The following is a 15,836-nucleotide window of genomic DNA, read 5'->3' as shown; positions in this document are numbered from 1 at the left end:
AGCGGTGTGGAGCACGGGGAGGATCGATGCCGCAGCAGTTCAACGACGATCCACGTCAGCACACCAGCCAGGGCCGGTGGCGCGGCCTGGGGCTGCCGGACGGGATGACCATGTACGAGGTCGAGTGCCTGATGGACCTGCCGGGCTGGGTGGGGCCGGTGCCGGACATCGGGTACCGGGTCTACCTGGGGCGCTCCGGCGGGTTCCTGCGCAACATCAACGGCGAGGTGGCCTGGGCGGACGCCACGTCGGTGCTGCTCACCCGGCCCGACGACCAGATGCTCGTGGCGCACCCGCTCGGCTGCGGGGACGTCTACACCTGCCTGGAGATCCCCACCGAGGTGGTCGAGGAACGCCCGGACGCCCGGAACTGGTTCGCCCGACGGGGCTGGGACGGGCAGCTCGACCACCGCACCGACCTGCAACACCGGCTGCTGGTGGCGCACGCCCGTCGCGGCATGGACCGGTTCGAACTGACCGAGCGGGTGCACCACCTGCTCGGTGTGCTGCTCGGGGCCGGTCCGCTGAGCACCGGCGGCCCGGACGAGGACCTGGACCGGGCGATCGGTCGCCGGCCGGCCACCCTGGCCGCCCACCGCCGGCTGGCCGACCAGGCCCGCCAGGTGCTCGCCAGCGGCAACTTCACCCTCGGACTGACCGACGTCGCCCGCCGGGTCGGCTGCTCCCCGCACCACCTGAGCCGGGTGTTCCAGCGGGTCACCGGCCGCAGCCTCACCAGCTACCGCAACGACCTGCGGGTCCGCGCCGTGCTGCACGACCTGGGTACCGGCGACTCACCGTCGCTGCGGGCGATGGCCGCCGAGTACGGCTTCGCCGACCAGGCCCACCTGACCCGGACCGTACGCGAACACACCGGCGCACCCCCCACCCGCCTCCGCCACCTCCTCTCCCCCTAACCCCCACCCTCCCGCCCCCACCTTCCGCCGAGTTGACCCCCCTCGCCGAGTTGACCATGAAGTTGTTGCCTTTCGTACCGGCGTGTCGGGACAACAACTTCATGATCAACGGGGCAGAGGGGGTCGGGGAGAGGCCGGGGTGGGGAGGGAGTGGGGAAGCGAGCAACGATGTTCAAGACTCGTGATCACGGGTGGCGGAGGATGGTGGGGTAGTCCGGTTCCGGGCCGCCCCGGCGGGGAACGGTCGACCGGGGTGCGCGGACCTGTTCGGGGAGGCCCGCAGCCCCGGCCACTCTGCCGGGCGGCCCACGGTCGGCCGACCCGCCGTACGCTGAGGTCCCCTGACCGGCTCGACGCCTGGAGTGCTCGGTGACCACCCCACCACCGCCCGGACACCCGACACCACCGGGACACCCGACACCGTCCCCGTACGGCGGGGGGCCGCCGCCGGGCCAGCCTCCGGCCGGACACCCGACACCGCCCCCGCACGGAGGGCCGCCGCCGGGGCAGGCTCCGGCCGGTTATCCGGCGGGGCAGCCCGGTTACCCGCCGCCGGGATACCCACCGGCCGGCTATCCGGCGGGCCCCTCGGGGTATCCGGCGGCCGGCCACCCGACGGGTCAAGCGGGATACCCACCGGCCGGCCACCCGGCGGGCCCGTCGGGGTACCCACCGGCCGGCTACCCGCCACCGCCGGCAGCCCCGGTGACCAAGCGCATCCCGGACGACCAGCCCTTCGTGGTACGCCCCAGCGTCGGCAAGCGCGCACTGGTGTTCGGCGCGGTGGTGCTGGTGCTGCTGGTCCCGGTCCTCTGTCTGGCCGGCCTGGGCATGGCGTCCTCCACGGAACCCGGCCCGTCCTCCGGGTCCGGTCCGTTCCTTCTCGGCCTGGCGGGGTGTCTGCTGCTGGCGACCGGGCTGCCGTTGGGGCTGCAACTGTGGCTGATCGCCTCCGGTGGGCCGGTGCTGGCGCTCAGCCCGGCCGGACTGTGGATCCGTACCCGGCCCACCCGGGGTCAGGCGGTCTGGCTGCCCTGGGAGGGGGTCGCGCAGATCCGCCGTCGCCGGTGGAGCCTGGAGAAGATGCTGGTCGTGCAGCCCCGTGACCCGCGTACGGTGAGCAACCTCGGGGCGTACACGGCGCTGGACAGCGGCCTGCTCAGCGCCTTCTACGGTTCGGGGCTGGTGGCGACGCTGAACTTCGCCGACAGGTCGGAGGCGGAGATCCTGGCCGCGGTCGCCCACTACAGCGCCGGCCGCTGCCCACTCGCCTGACCGAGAGGCTGGCCTAGTCGGCCCGCTGACGCCGTTTCGGCGATATCGGGGTATCGCGCCCGGCCGCGACAGGCCGACATCGCCGAAACGGAGTGGATCAAGCCGGGGCGGGCCGGTCAGGCGGCGACGTGCCGGGCCGGGGTGGGAGCGAGTCGGCGGACCAGCCGCCCGGAGAGGTGGACCAACGCCCGGGACTGGGCCAGGTCGATCGGCCAGCAGTCGGACTCCGCACCGGCGGAGAGTTCGAGCAGCAGACCGGACGGCGGGGTCGGGCCGACGTCCATCCGCCAGAGACCGACCCGTACCTGGAACAGTTCGTCGCCCCGAGCAGCGGCCGGGATGAGTCGGGACTGGTGCAGGTCACCGGCTCCGGCGCAGTTCGGGCCGCGTAGGCACCACGATGGATGAAGAGGGTTGGGTAGGTTGTTCACGGGCCGGGCTCCTTCCCGGTCAAGGCCCGGGGAGCGGAGTGCCACCTCCACCCCGGGCCGCCCTTGATCATGACGCCCACCCGGTTGCGAGCCAGGGGTGAGCAGACTCAGCCTATAAACCATCAGTCGACATTGTCGATACTGTCGACGTAATAGACGCTGTCGTTTCCTGATGCTCTACTTGGCTTCGCGAGCCAGGGAGAGACCGTGAACACACCCAAGTACGAGCGGGTGGCGTCAGCCATCCGGGACCAGATCCGGGACGGCAGACTCAAGCCAGGAGATCAGATCCCCACCACGCAGGGGCTGATCGAGACGTACGGCGTGTCCTACGGATCGGTCCGCACCGCGCTGCTCATCCTCAAGGCGGAAGGTCTGCTCGAGGGCCGCCAAGGCGAGGGCGTCTACGTCCGGAAGCACAATTGATCGTGGTGGCTTTAGGCCCCCTGGAGGACCGTTTGCCACCACGATCGAACGTGGCAGGGCGGGCGGCGGGAGGGGACGGGAGCGGCGGTCAGTAGCGGACGGTGATGCGGCCGGTCAGGGCGTCGACGCGGATCTCGCCGCCGTACGGGATGATCAGTTGCGGGTCGGTGTGGCCGAGGTCGAGGTCGAAGACCACCACCGCCTCCGGGGCGTACGCGGCCAGCGCCCGCATGATCGCGTCGCGCTGCGCCTCGGCGTACGCCCGGCGTTCGGCGACGGTGTGCGGGCGGGCGAAGTCCCAGGCCTTGGCCCGGCCGACCAGCACGGCCGGGAAACCGGCGAGCAGGCCGCGCTCCCCCAGGTTGCGCAGCATCCGGTACACCTCGACGGCCGGCGGCAGTTCCTCGGACGTCTCGATCACCAGTACCGAGCCGGCCAGTTCGGCGGCCGGGGCGATCCGGTCGGCGGCGGCCAGCCAGTGCAGGATCTCCAGGTTGCCGCCCCAGGTCCGGCCGGTCACCACCCGGCGGTTCCCCAGCCAGGTCCAGCCGGTGCCGGGGACCATCGGCGGCTCGGTCGCCAGCGTGGCCGGGTCGTTCCAGTCGTGCGGCTGGTCGCCCCATTCGTCGGCGGGACGCAGCTCGTACCAGTCGGTGGTGAACAGCGCGGCGCGCAGCGATTCCGTACTCAGCGGGTGCAGTGCGCCGGGGCGGCCGAGGTGCACCAGCACCGAACCGCCGTGGTAGCCGACGATGCCCAGTTTGTGCAGGTGGTTGAGGAGGTTGGTGTTGTCGGAGTAGCCGAAGAACGGCTTCGGGTTGGCCCGCAGCACCGCGTCGTCGAGGTGCGGGGTGACGGTGAGCTGGTCGTCCCCGCCGACGGTGGCGAGCACCGCCGTGACGGTCGGGTCGGCGAAGGCGGCGGTGACGTCGCGGGCCCGGTCCCGGGGGTCGGCGTGCACCGCCCGGGTGGTCGGGTACTCGACCGGTTCCAGGCCGAGCTCCTCGCGGAGCCGGCGCAGGCCCAGCTCGTACACGTGCGGGAAGATCGCCGGCAGCCCGGCGGACGGCGAGACCACCGCGACCCGGTCCCCGGGTTTCGGCTTGGGCGGGTACCTGAGCTGCTCCACGGTTCGACGCTATCGGCCGACCCAACCGGTTTTCCGCCGCCGGTAACCACATCGCGGACGTCCCACGCAATGAGCGACATCTCAGGGGCGATCCGCACTTCCGGGGTCGGCGCGGATACGATCCAGGGGAGTCGGACAGCGCTGTCCTTCGTCCTCACGTAAGGAGCGCATCTCGTGACCGACCAGCACGACCACGACGGCCCGGACGCCGCGCTGCGGGCCGACATCCGCCGGTTGGGCACCCTGCTCGGGCAGACCCTGGCCCGGCAGGAGGGCCGCCCGCTGCTCGACCTGGTCGAGGAGATCCGGGCGCTGGTCCGGACCGACGCCCCGGCGGCGGCGGGTCGCCTCACCGGCCTGGACGTGACCACCGGCACCAAGCTGGCTCGGGCCTTCTCTACCTACTTCCACCTGGCCAACATCACCGAGCAGGTGCACCGGGCCCGTGACCTGCGGCGACGTCGGGCGGTGCAGGGCGGTTGGCTGGACCAGGCGGCCACGATGATCTCGGAGCGGGGGGTGCCGGCCGAGGAGATCGCCGCGGCGGCCCGCCGGCTCGCCGTCCGGCCGGTGTTCACCGCGCACCCGACCGAGGCGGCCCGCCGGTCGATCCTGTCCAAGCTGCGGGCCATCGCCGACGAGCTGGACACCGAGACCGCCAACGCGATCCTGTACGGCGCGAGCGACGAGGGGCCGGCGAACCGCCGCCTGGCCGAGCTGCTCGACCTGATGTGGCAGACCGACGAGCTGCGGCTGGACCGGCCGGACCCGACCGACGAGGCGCGCAACGCCATCTACTACCTGCGGGACCTGTACGCCGAGGCGGCCCCGCAGGTCCTCGACGACCTGGCCGACACGCTGCGTACCCTCGGTGTGGAGACCTCGCCGACGGCCCGGCCACTGACCTTCGGCACCTGGATCGGCGGTGACCGGGACGGCAACCCGTTCGTCACCCCGGCGGTGACCCGCGAGGTGCTGACCATCCAGCACGAGCACGGTATCGCCGCCACCGAGAAGGCGATGGACCACCTGATCAACGAGGTGTCCGTGTCCCGCCGGCTGCGCGGGGTGTCGCTGGACCTGTCCGCCAGCCTGGCCAGCGACCTGGACGCGCTGCCCGAGGTGGCCCCCCGGTTCCGGCGGGTCAACGCCGAGGAGCCGTACCGGCTCAAGGCGCGCTGCGTGAAGGCGAAGCTGGCGAACACCCGGCAACGGCTGCGGCAGGGCACCCCGCACGTGCCGGGGCGGGACTACCGGGGCTCCGCCGAGCTGGTCGCCGACCTGGAGCTGCTGCGCGCCTCACTGGCCCGCAACTCCGGGCAGCTCACCGCCGTGGGCCGGCTCGCCTCGGCGATCCGGACCGTGTCGGCGTTCGGCCTGCACCTGGCGACCATGGACATCCGCGAGCACGCCGAGGCGCACCACGCGGTGCTCGCGCAGCTCTACAAGGCCGTCGGCGAGGTGGACGACTACCCGTCGCTGAGCCGGCTGGAGCGGACCAAGCTGCTCGCCGACGAGCTGACCGGCCGGCGTCCGCTCTCCACGATGGACACCCCGCTGACCGAGCCGGCCCGCAAGACCTTCGACGTCTTCGGCGCGGTCCGGGAGGCGCAGGACCGGTTCGGCGGCGAGGTCATCGAGTCGTACATCATCTCGATGACCCTCGGCGTGGACGACGTGCTGGCGGCGGTGGTGCTGGCCCGCGAGGCGGGTCTGGTCGACGTGCACAGCGGGCGGGCCCGGATCGGGTTCGTGCCGCTGCTGGAGACCCCGGCCGAGCTGAACGCCGGGGGTGAGCTGCTCGACGAGCTGCTGTCGCTGCCGGCGTACCGGAAGCTGGTGGCGGCCCGGGACGACGTGCAGGAGGTGATGCTGGGCTACTCCGACTCGAACAAGGAGGCCGGCATCACCACCAGCCAGTGGTCGATCCACCGGGCGCAGCGGGCGCTGCGGGACGTGGCCGCCCGGCACGGCGTGCACCTGCGGTTGTTCCACGGTCGGGGCGGTACGGTCGGCCGGGGTGGCGGCCCCACCCACGAGGCGATCCTGGCCCAGCCGTACGGCACCCTGGACGGCGCGATCAAGGTCACCGAGCAGGGTGAGGTCATCTCCGACAAGTACACCCTGCCGTCGCTGGCCCGGGAGAACCTGGAGCTGACGCTGGCCGCGGTGCTCCAGGCGACGCTGCTGCACACCGCGCCCCGGCAGCCGGCCGAGATGCTGGAACGCTGGGACGCGACGATGGACCAGGTCTCCGAGGCGGCGTTCCGGCGGTACCGGTCGCTGGTGGAGGACCCGGACCTGCCGGCGTACTTCTGGGCGTCCACCCCGACCGAGCTGCTCGGCGCGCTGAACATCGGCTCCCGGCCGGCGAAGCGCCCGAACACCGGGGCGGGGCTGTCCGGGCTGCGGGCGATCCCGTGGGTGTTCGGCTGGACGCAGACCCGGCAGATCGTGCCCGGTTGGTTCGGGGTGGGCACCGGCTTGGCCGCCGCCCGCGAGGCGGGGCTGTCGGACGTGCTGGCCGAGATGCACCGCAACTGGCACTTCTTCCGGACGTTCCTGTCGAACGTGGAGATGATGCTGACCAAGACCGACCTGACCATCGCCCGCCGGTACGTCGAGACCCTGGTCCCGGAGCCGCTGCAACCGATCTTCGGCAAGATCGAGGAGGAGTACGAGCTGACCCGGCGGGAGGTGCTGGCGGTGACCGGCTCCCCCGACCTGCTGGACACCTCGCCGGTGCTCCAGCGCACCCTGGCGGTGCGGGACACCTACCTCGAACCGCTGCACCACCTCCAGGTGGCGCTGCTGCGGCAGTACCGCGACTCGGGGGCGGCCGGTCGGGCGGTCGCCACCGCGCCGGGTGGGCGGCGGGCCCCGAACGACGGTACGGCGCTGGAGCGGGCTCTGCTGACCACGGTCAACGGCATCGCCGCCGGGATGCGCAACACCGGCTGACGACGGGTACGAAAGGGACCCCCTGTGCCCGCCCGGTGGGCGTGGCACAGGGGGTCCGTCCTGGTCAGGGCGCGGGAATCCGTCCTGGTCAGGGTGGGGAATCCGTCCGGAGCGGGGTCGGGGCCTGCTCACCGGGGTCGGGGCCTCACCAGTCGCCACCGCCGAAGCCACCGAAGTCGCCACCGCCGCCGAAATCACCGCCACCGAAGTCGCCGCCACCGCCGAAGTCGCCGCCGGTGACGTCACCGCCGCCGAAGTCGCCGCCCCCGATGTCGGAGAAGCCCTCCTGGTAGCCGGGGTCGCCGAACTCCGGGGAGAAGAGGGCGTTGGCGATCAGCATGCCGCCGAGCACCCCGGCCCCCGCGCCGAGCGCCGTCTTCCACCACGGCGTCGAGTACCAGCCGGCCGGCACCGGACGGCCACCGTACCGACCGCCGGGGTAGTAGTACGGGGTGTCCCGGCCGGGCTGCGGGCCGGCCCTGAAGACCTGCCCCTGCACGTCGACCGCGCGTTCCCGGGTGAGCTGCCCGACGCCGTGGGCGCTGGCCGGTGCCGGGACGTCCGGCCCGGGGTCGAGGCCGAGGGCCAGGCGCGCCGCCCGGACGTAGGCGAGCCCCTCCAGCGCCGTCTCCCGGGCCAACTGGTACTGCCGGACCGTCCGGGCCTGCTCCAACTGGCTGCCCGCCGCGTTGTACCGCTCACCGGCGTCGACCAGCGCCTGCCGGACCGCCGGGGCGTCGCCGTGCAGGTTCATCACCTGCCCGCCGAGGCGTTCGTACCAGCGTTGCGCGTCGGCCCGGGCGTCGGCCAGCTCGGTGTTCCGTCGGCGCGCGCTGTCCGTACGCCACCAGGCCACCGCGGCGGCGAGCAGGGCCACCAGTACCACGACCAGCACGATCTCCATGACCCGACGGTACCCAGGGGGCGCACCGCGTACCCGTTTGGCAAGCTCTGGTGATGGACTTCTCGACGCTGGCCGTGGTGGTGGTGTGCCTCGGGGCCGGTGGCGCGGTCGGCTGGCTGGCGGCGCGGGCCCGGTCGGCGGCCCAGGTCGCCCGGTTGGAGGCCACGCTCGCCGCCGCCCGGGAGGGCGAGGGTCGGCTGGAGCAGTCGATGCGGGCGTTGAGCTACGAGGCGACGGCGCAGTCGCAGGAGGCGGTGGCGCGCGCGGTCGCGCCGCTGCACGAGACGTTGCGCCGCTACGAGCAGCGGGTGACCGAGTTGGAGCGGGACCGCGTGGACGCCTACGCGGAGCTGCGGGAACAGGTCCGGTCGATGGGTGCGGTCTCGGGTGAGCTGCGGACCGAGACGAAGCAGCTGGTGGCGGCGCTGCGTGCCCCGCAGGTGCGCGGGCGCTGGGGTGAGCATCAGCTCCGCCGGATCGTCGAGGCCGCCGGGCTGCTGGAGCACTGCGACTTCGCCGAGCAGGTCACCGCCGCCGTGGACGACCAGACGGTCCGGCCCGACCTGGTGGTCCGGCTGTACGGGGGCCGGTCGGTGGTGGTGGACGCGAAGGCCCCGTTCGACGCGTACCTGACCGCGATGGAGGCGCGCGACGACAAGGCGCGGGACGCGCACCTGCGGGCGCACGCCAAGCACCTGCGGGCGCACGTGGACGCCCTGGCGGCCAAGTCGTACTGGGCGGCGTTCGACCTGAGCCCGGAGTTCGTGGTGCTGTTCGTGCCGGCGGACCCGTTCCTGGACGTGGCGTTGCAGCAGGATCCGCTGCTGCTGGAGCACGCGTTCCGCCGCAACGTGGTGTTGGCGACCCCGGCGACGTTGGTGGCGTTGCTGCGTACGGTGGCGTACTCGTGGCGGCAGGAGGCGCTGGCCCGTAACGCGGTGGCCGTGCACGCGCTGGCCCGGGAGCTGTACGGGCGGTTGTCCACGCTGGGTGAGCACGTGGGGAAGCTGGGGGGCTCGTTGGGGGCGGCCGTGACCGCGTACAACCGGGCGGTCGGCTCGTTGGAGGCGCGGGTGCTGGTCAGTGCCCGTAAGCTCGCCGAGTTGGGCGTCTCGGACCAGGAGCTGGGCACACCGTCGCAGGTGGAGGTGGCCCCCCGGCAGCCACAGGCCCCGGAACTGGTGGAGCCCGACCGGTCCACTTCGTCCGTTCGGCCAGTTCGCATCGACGACTAGCACTTTCCTCGTGACAGGGTGGACCTTTTCACGTCACGAGGTGGTCACAACCTACCTGGCAGTAGTGACATCGACTACCAACACCACGAAAGATCACGCTCACGACTGCTCTGTTGTCTCAGAGCCTCTTCTCTGGAGGAAGAGAACGTGAGTAAACCCCGCAATCTGGGTCGGCGTACCTCCGCCGGCCTCTTCGCGTCCGTCATGGTGGCCGGCACCATGGCCGGAGCCGGCGGCGCTGCCACCGCGAGCGCCGCCCCTGCCGCGCCCGACGCCGCTCCGGCGACCGCCGCCGAGGCGCTGGGCGCGCACGACGCCAAGCTGCTCGCCGAGGCCGAGGCCAAGAAGGCCCCGACCGTGACCATGATCGTCGCCACCGAGAAGGGCGAGGCCAAGGCCGTCGCCGACGGTGTCGAGAAGCTCGGTGGCTCGGTCAGCGAGCGCTACGACACCATCGGCTACGTGCTGGCGAAGGTCCCCACCGACAAGGCGCTGAAGGCCGCCACCCTGCCCGGCGTGTCGGCGGTGGACCTGGACGAGAAGATCCAGCTCCCGAACCCGAAGCCGGAGGCCGCCCCGGGCGGCCAGAAGGCCGCCGCCCAGGCCGCGGCCGTCACCGCGCCGGGCGCGGACACCCCGGCGGCGAACCCGTTCATGCCGACCAACGAGACCGGCGCGGTGAAGTTCGTCGAGGACAACCCGACCTGGGACGGGCGCGGCGTCACCATCGGCATCATGGACTCCGGCGTCGACCTGGACCACCCGGCGCTCCAGACCACCACCACCGGTGAGCGCAAGATCGTCGACTGGGTGACCGCCACCGACCCGCTGGAGGACGCGAGCTGGCGGGCCATGATCACTGAGGTGACCGGGCCGTCGTTCACCGCCGCCGGGGCCACCTGGAAGGCGCCGGCCGGCACCTACCGGTTCAACCGGTTCAGCGAGTCGATCACCCGGACCAGCGAGCCGGCCGGTGACGTCAACCGCGACGGCGACACCACCGACGCCTGGGGCATCCTCTACGACCCGGTGACGCACAACATCTGGGTCGACACCGACCAGGACCTCGACTTCACCGACGAGGCCGTGATGCGGCCGTACAAGGAGAAGTTCGACGTCGGGCACTTCGGCGTCGACAACCCGGCCACCGCGATCAGCGAGCGGATGCCGTTCGTCGTCGAGTACCGCGAGGACGTCGACACCACCCCGGCCGGCGGTCCCGGCCTGGTCGACTACGTCAGCATCGGCATCGTGGAGAGCGCCCACGGCACCCACGTCGCCGGCATCACCGCCGCCAACGACATGCTCGGCAACTCGGCGTTCGACGGTGCCGCCCCCGGCGCCAAGCTGGTCTCCGCCCGCGCCTGCTCCTGGGGTGGCGGCTGCACCTACGCCGCGCTCACCACCGGCATGGCCGACCTGGTGATCAACCGCAAGGTCGACGTGATCAACATGTCGATCGGTGGTCTCCCGGCGCTGAACGACGGCAACAACGCCCGCGCCGAGCTGTACAACAACCTGATCACCACGTACGGCGTGCAGATGTTCATCTCGGCCGGCAACTCCGGGCCGGGCCTGAACACCATCGGTGACCCGTCCGCCTCGGCGAACGTGGTCAGCGTGGCCGCCAGCATCAGCAAGGACACCTGGCTGGCCAACTACGGCTCGGTGGTCAAGAAGAAGAACGCGCTGTTCAACTTCTCGTCCCGTGGCCCGCGTGAGGACGGTGGCGCGAAGCCGAACATCGCCGCCCCCGGCTCGGCCATCTCCACCATCCCCACCTGGCAGCCGGGTGGCCCGGTCGCCGAGGCCGGCTACCCGCTGGCCCCCGGCTACGGCATGTTCAACGGCACCTCGATGGCCTCCCCGCAGGCCGCCGGCGCCGCCGCGCTGCTGCTGTCCGCCGCCAAGGCCAGCGACAAGGGCGTGACCCCGGCCGCGCTGCGCCGGGCGATCTACTCGTCGGCCAAGCCGATCGCGGACGTCCCGACGTACGGCCAGGGCTACGGCATGTTCAACGTGCCGGGTGCCTGGAAGCTGCTGCGCAAGGGCGTGGAGACCCGCTCGTACGCCTCGGACGCGCCGGTCTGCACCGTGCTCTCCGGCCAGCTCGTCACCCCGAACCGGGGCACCGGCGTCTACAACCGGTGCGCCTCCGCCGACGGCGGACACAAGGTCAACCAGACCAAGACGTACCCGGTCAAGATCACCCGGACCAGCGGCCCGGCCGGCAACATCCGGCACGAGGTCACGCTGCGGGGCAACGACGGCACCTTCAAGGCTCCGGCCAGCGTGGTGCTGCCGCTGAACAAGACCGTCACCGTCAACGTCACCGCCAAGCCGGCCACCGCCGGGGCGCACGGCGCGCTGATGACCATCGACGACCCGGCCACCTCGGTGGTCGACTTCGAGGTCTCCACCGTCGTGGTCGCCGGCGTCGACACCAGGCAGCCGGACTACCGGTTCTCCGCCGAGGGCTCGGTCGACCGGAACAGCTTCACGTCGTACTTCGTCACCGTGCCGGCGGGCGCCGGGGCGCTCCAGGTGAACCTCGGCGGCATCGCCACCGGTTCGCAGACCCGGTTCGTCGCCTTCAACCCGTACGGCGTCCCGGTGGACAGCACCTCCAGCCTGAACTGCTACACCAACTTCCCCTCGGCCTGCTCCGCCTTCGAGCGGGACTACCAGAACCCGATCCCGGGTGTCTGGGAGATCGAGGTCGAGTCGCGGCGTACCTCCCCGGCGCTGAACAACCCGTTCCAGCTCACCGCGCGGATCCAGGGCGTCACGGTGGAGCCGGCCGTGCTCGAACTGCCGTCGGTCGACGCCGGTGAGGCCACCCCGGTGACCTGGTCGCTGACCAACACCTTCGGCCCGGTCACGGTCTCCGGTCAGGGTGGCCCGCTGTCCAGCGTGCACACCGAGCGGCCGACCATCGCCGAGGGCGCGCAGCAGGAGTTCACCGTCGAGGTGCCGGCCGGTACCTCGTCCTTCACCGCCCGGATCGGCAACCCGGCCAACGCCAGCGCCGACCTGGACCTGTTCGTCTTCCGGGGGACCACCCTGGTCGGGCAGCAGGCCGACGGTGACTCGGAGGAGGCGGTGACCCTGGCCAACCCGGTCGCCGGCACCTACCGGGTGGTCGTCGAGGGTTACGCCGTGGACGGTGCCGGTGGTAGCACCGCCTACGACTACCGGGACTCGTTCTCCTCGCCGGCCCTGGGCACCCTGGCCGCGTCGGCCAGCCCGCTCACCCTGGCCAACGGCGCCACCGGCTCGCTGTCCGGCACGGTGACCGCCCAGTCCGCGCCGGCCGCCGGCCGGGCCCTCTACGGCGAACTCGCCGTGGTGACCAGCGAGGGTGCCGTGGTCGGTCGGGGCGCTGTCTCGATCGGCGCGGTCAACTGACCCACCCCTGAAACACCACCGGAGCCCGTCCCCGCAGCCAGCGGGGACGGGCTCCGTCCTGTTCCGGGACCGGGTGCCGTATCTGGGGGCCGACCGGGTCCGCGCTCAGAGCCTGACCCGAGGCGGTGCTCAGGGCTCTGACCCCGAGGCGGTGCTCAGGGCCCTGACCCGTCGCGGCGCTCAGGCGGGCTTGGCGCTGTCCACCAGGAACGGCGTGCCCTGCTGGCAGGTGGTCATCAGGTCCGGCTGCACCTTGCCGCTGACGGTCAGCTTGGCACCCGCCTTGATCACGTCGCGGGGACCGCCGACCAGGAGGTACTCCCCGAGCAGCAGGCAGCCCGGCTCCACGCCGGAGGTGACCGTGCCGGTGATCACCGCGCCACCCGGCGCGGGGGACGCCTTACCACCGGGACCGCCCGGCGGCCACTCGGTCGGCTGGCTCCCGCTGGGCGTCGCTGCCGGCGGCATCGCACTGCCGGGCGCGGTCGGGTCGGCCGGGTCGGTGGGTCCGCTGCTGGGGTTCACCGGGGCTCCTGTCTGACCGGGGCTGGTGGTGGTGCCGGCCGGGCTGTCGCCGCCGTCGGAACCGGCGCAGGCACTCAACGCCAGGCAGGCGACCAGGACCGGCAGCGCGATCCGATACGTCTTCATACCCGGTCAGACGTATCAGCCGACAGATCCGTTCCGTACCGTCGGCCGCCGGACCCGGTCCCGCCGCGCCCGGCCGGGCCGGGCCGGGCGCGGCGGTCAGGTTCAGTCGTGCCCGGCGGCGGTGATGCTCAGCCGCAGGCGGCGGGGTTCGGCTCAGTCGTGCCCGGCGGCGGTGATGCTCAGCCGCGGGCGGCGGCGGCCTTCATGTCCCGCTTGAGTTCCTGGGGCAGCGAGAAGGTCAACCGCTCGTTGGCGGTGACGATCTCCTCCACGTCGGTGAACCCGCGGGCCGCCAGGTGGGCCAGCACCTCCTGGACCAGTTCCTCCGGGACGCTCGCGCCCGAGGTGAGGCCGACCGTGCCGGCCCCGGCCAGCCAGGCGTCGTCGATCTCCGAGGCGAAGTCGACCAGGTGCCCGGCGCGGGCCCCCGCGTCCACCGCCACCTCGACCAGCCGGACCGAGTTGGAGGAGTTCCGCGACCCGACGACGATCACCACGTCGCACTGCGGGGCGATCTCCTTCACCACGTGCTGCCGGTTGGAGGTGGCGTAGCAGATGTCGTCGCTCGGCGGGGACTGGAGCATCGGCAGCCGCTTCTTCAGCCGGGCCACCGTCTCCATCGTCTCGTCCACCGACAGGGTGGTCTGAGAGAGCCAGACGACCTTCTCCGGGTCCCGGACGGTGACCTTGTCGGCGTCCTCGGGACCGTCGACGAGCTGGATGTGCGCGGGTGCCTCACCGGCGGTGCCGATGACCTCCTCGTGCCCCTCGTGACCGATCAGCAGGATGTCGTAGTCCTCGGCGGCGAACCGCTTCGCCTCGTGGTGCACCTTGGTCACCAGCGGGCAGGTCGCGTCGATGGCCTTCAGCGAGCGGGCCTTCGCCTGCTCGTACACCTCGGGTGCGACCCCGTGCGCGGAGAAGATCACGGTCGCCCCCTCGGGGACCTCCTCGTTCTCCTCCACGAAGATCGCGCCCTGGGCCTCCAGCGTCCGTACCACGTGCTTGTTGTGCACGATCTGCTTGCGGACGTAGATCGGAGCGCCGTAGAGCTTGAGCGCCTCCTCCACCGTCTGCACCGCGCGGTCGACGCCGGCGCAGTAGCCACGGGGCCGGGCCAGGAGCACGCGCTTGCCGGTCTGGGGGGTGGTCGCCTGATCCTCGTTCACCCGCCCATCGTACGTGTCGACCCGTCACCAGCCATGTCGATCTTGACGGGGAGCCGTAGGGTGGGCGGGTGAACGGTACGGGTGCGGGCGCCGACGGTACGGCCCGGAGCACGGCCGAGGAGCCGTGGCCGGTACGGGTGGTCAGCCAGAAGGTCGGGGCCTGGATCGCCCGGCTCGGCTGGGTCTGGGTCGACGGGCAGGTGGCGCAGATCAGCCGCCGACCGGGTGCCTCCACCGTGTTCCTGACCCTGCGTGACCCGTCGGCCGACCTCAGCCTGACCGTCACCACCAACCGGGACGTGCTCGACTCCGGCGCGCCGGAGCTGCGCGAGGGTGCCCGGGTGGTGCTGCACGCCAAACCGGAGTTCTACGCCGCCCGGGGCACGCTCAGCCTGCGCGCCGACGAGATCCGCCAGGTCGGTCTCGGTGAGCTGCTGGCCCGGCTGGAGAAGCTCAAGAAGCTGCTCGCCGCCGAGGGGCTGTTCGACCGGGCCCGCAAGCGCCGGCCGCCGTTCCTGCCCGGCCGGATCGGCCTGATCACCGGGCGCGCCTCGGCGGCCGAACGGGACGTGCTGACCAACGCCCGGCGACGCTGGCCGGCGGTGGAGTTCCGGACGGTGAACGTCGCCGTGCAGGGGGCGGGCGCGGCCCAGCAGATCATCGACGCGCTGAAGGTGCTCGACGCCGACCCGGCCGTCGACGTGATCGTCATCGCCCGGGGCGGCGGCAGCATCGAGGACCTGCTGTCCTTCTCCGACGAGGCGCTCTGCCGGGCGGTGTTCGGCTGCCGTACGCCGGTGGTCAGCGCGATCGGCCACGAGACCGACACCCCGCTGCTCGACTACGTCGCCGACGTCCGGGCCTCCACCCCCACCGACGCGGCCAAGCGGATCGTCCCGGACCTCACCGAGGAGGTACGCCTCATCCGGCAGGCCCGGCACCGGCTGGAACGGTCGGTACGCAACCTGGTGGACCGGGAGGCGCACCGGCTCGACCTGCTGCGCTCCCGTCCGGTGCTGGCCCGCCCGCAGGTGATGGTGGAGCAGCGGGCCGCCGACCTGGCGGCGCTGCGCGCCCGCACCGGCCGCTGCCTGGACCACCGGCTCGGCACCGCCGAGAGCGACCTGCGGCACACCCTGGCCCGGCTGCGGGCGCTGTCCCCGGCCGCCACCCTGGAGCGCGGCTACGCGATCGTGCAGCGCGCCGACGGGCACGTGGTCCGCGCCGGCTCCGAGGTGGGGCCGGGTGACCCGCTGCGGGTACGCCTCGCCGAGGGCGAACTCGCCGCCACCGTCGACGCCACCGGGGCGGCCGGGTGAGCGTGTGGTGG

At 72.4% G+C, this 15,836-nt stretch carries 12 protein-coding genes; 7 read left to right on the top strand and 5 right to left on the bottom strand.

Features of this window, described 5'->3' with window-relative positions:
- Positions 1–26 precede the first annotated feature (26 nt).
- Positions 27–917: a helix-turn-helix domain-containing protein gene (locus tag PVK37_RS10930; protein WP_275033735.1), complete on the top strand. Its 891-nt coding sequence runs from the start codon at positions 27–29 to the stop codon at positions 915–917.
- A gap of 705 nt (positions 918–1,622) precedes the next feature.
- A complete protein-coding gene (locus PVK37_RS10925; RefSeq protein ID WP_275033734.1) occupies positions 1,623–2,192 on the top strand; it encodes a hypothetical protein in 570 nt (189 codons plus the stop codon).
- Positions 2,193–2,308: 116 nt separating this feature from the next.
- Here the strand turns inward: PVK37_RS10925 and PVK37_RS10920 are convergent, their stop codons facing one another.
- Complete coding sequence (locus tag PVK37_RS10920) at positions 2,309–2,623, bottom strand: hypothetical protein (protein WP_275033733.1); 315 nt, start codon at positions 2,621–2,623, stop codon at positions 2,309–2,311.
- 207 nt (positions 2,624–2,830) lie between these two features.
- Between PVK37_RS10920 and PVK37_RS10915 the strand changes: the two genes are divergently transcribed.
- Complete coding sequence (locus tag PVK37_RS10915) at positions 2,831–3,049, top strand: winged helix-turn-helix domain-containing protein (protein WP_275033732.1); 219 nt, start codon at positions 2,831–2,833, stop codon at positions 3,047–3,049.
- 88 nt (positions 3,050–3,137) lie between these two features.
- Here PVK37_RS10915 and PVK37_RS10910 read toward each other — a convergent pair whose 3' ends face one another.
- Positions 3,138–4,178, bottom strand: coding sequence for a S66 family peptidase (locus tag PVK37_RS10910; RefSeq protein ID WP_275033731.1), 1,041 nt, complete (start codon positions 4,176–4,178; stop codon positions 3,138–3,140).
- A gap of 174 nt (positions 4,179–4,352) precedes the next feature.
- Here PVK37_RS10910 and ppc point away from each other — a divergent pair, with 174 nt between their 5' ends.
- Positions 4,353–7,139, top strand: coding sequence for a phosphoenolpyruvate carboxylase (gene ppc, locus PVK37_RS10905; protein WP_275033729.1), 2,787 nt, complete (start codon positions 4,353–4,355; stop codon positions 7,137–7,139).
- 145 nt (positions 7,140–7,284) lie between these two features.
- On the opposite strand, the gene PVK37_RS10900 is transcribed toward ppc, so the two are convergent.
- Positions 7,285–8,043, bottom strand: a complete 759-nt coding sequence (locus PVK37_RS10900; protein WP_275033728.1) for a hypothetical protein — start codon at positions 8,041–8,043, stop codon at positions 7,285–7,287.
- Between the two features lie 53 nt (positions 8,044–8,096).
- On the opposite strand from PVK37_RS10900, the gene rmuC reads away from it, so the two are divergent.
- Positions 8,097–9,278 carry a DNA recombination protein RmuC gene (gene rmuC / locus PVK37_RS10895; RefSeq protein ID WP_275033726.1) on the top strand — a complete coding sequence of 394 codons (1,182 nt, stop codon included), beginning with the start codon at positions 8,097–8,099 and terminating at the stop codon, positions 9,276–9,278.
- 147 nt (positions 9,279–9,425) lie between these two features.
- A complete protein-coding gene (locus tag PVK37_RS10890) occupies positions 9,426–12,686 on the top strand; it encodes a S8 family serine peptidase (protein ID WP_275033724.1) in 3,261 nt (1,086 codons plus the stop codon).
- A 180-nt stretch (positions 12,687–12,866) separates the two neighbouring features.
- On the opposite strand, the gene PVK37_RS10885 is transcribed toward PVK37_RS10890, so the two are convergent.
- On the bottom strand, positions 12,867–13,337 hold the full coding sequence (locus PVK37_RS10885) for an RAD23 family protein (RefSeq protein WP_275033722.1): 471 nt from the start codon (positions 13,335–13,337) through the stop codon (positions 12,867–12,869).
- Positions 13,338–13,516: 179 nt separating this feature from the next.
- Positions 13,517–14,506: a 4-hydroxy-3-methylbut-2-enyl diphosphate reductase gene (locus tag PVK37_RS10880; RefSeq protein WP_275033721.1), complete on the bottom strand. Its 990-nt coding sequence runs from the start codon at positions 14,504–14,506 to the stop codon at positions 13,517–13,519.
- 68 nt (positions 14,507–14,574) lie between these two features.
- Between PVK37_RS10880 and xseA the strand changes: the two genes are divergently transcribed.
- Positions 14,575–15,825, top strand: a complete 1,251-nt coding sequence (gene xseA / locus PVK37_RS10875; RefSeq protein WP_275033720.1) for an exodeoxyribonuclease VII large subunit — start codon at positions 14,575–14,577, stop codon at positions 15,823–15,825.
- The last annotated feature ends 11 nt before the right edge of the window (positions 15,826–15,836 follow it).

Origin of the sequence: Micromonospora cathayae, from assembly GCF_028993575.1 — a bacterium.
Taxonomy (GTDB): Bacteria; Actinomycetota; Actinomycetes; order Mycobacteriales; family Micromonosporaceae; genus Micromonospora; species Micromonospora cathayae.
Note: the sequence above shows the minus strand (reverse complement) of the source record. Positions and strands in the feature narration are given on the sequence as shown.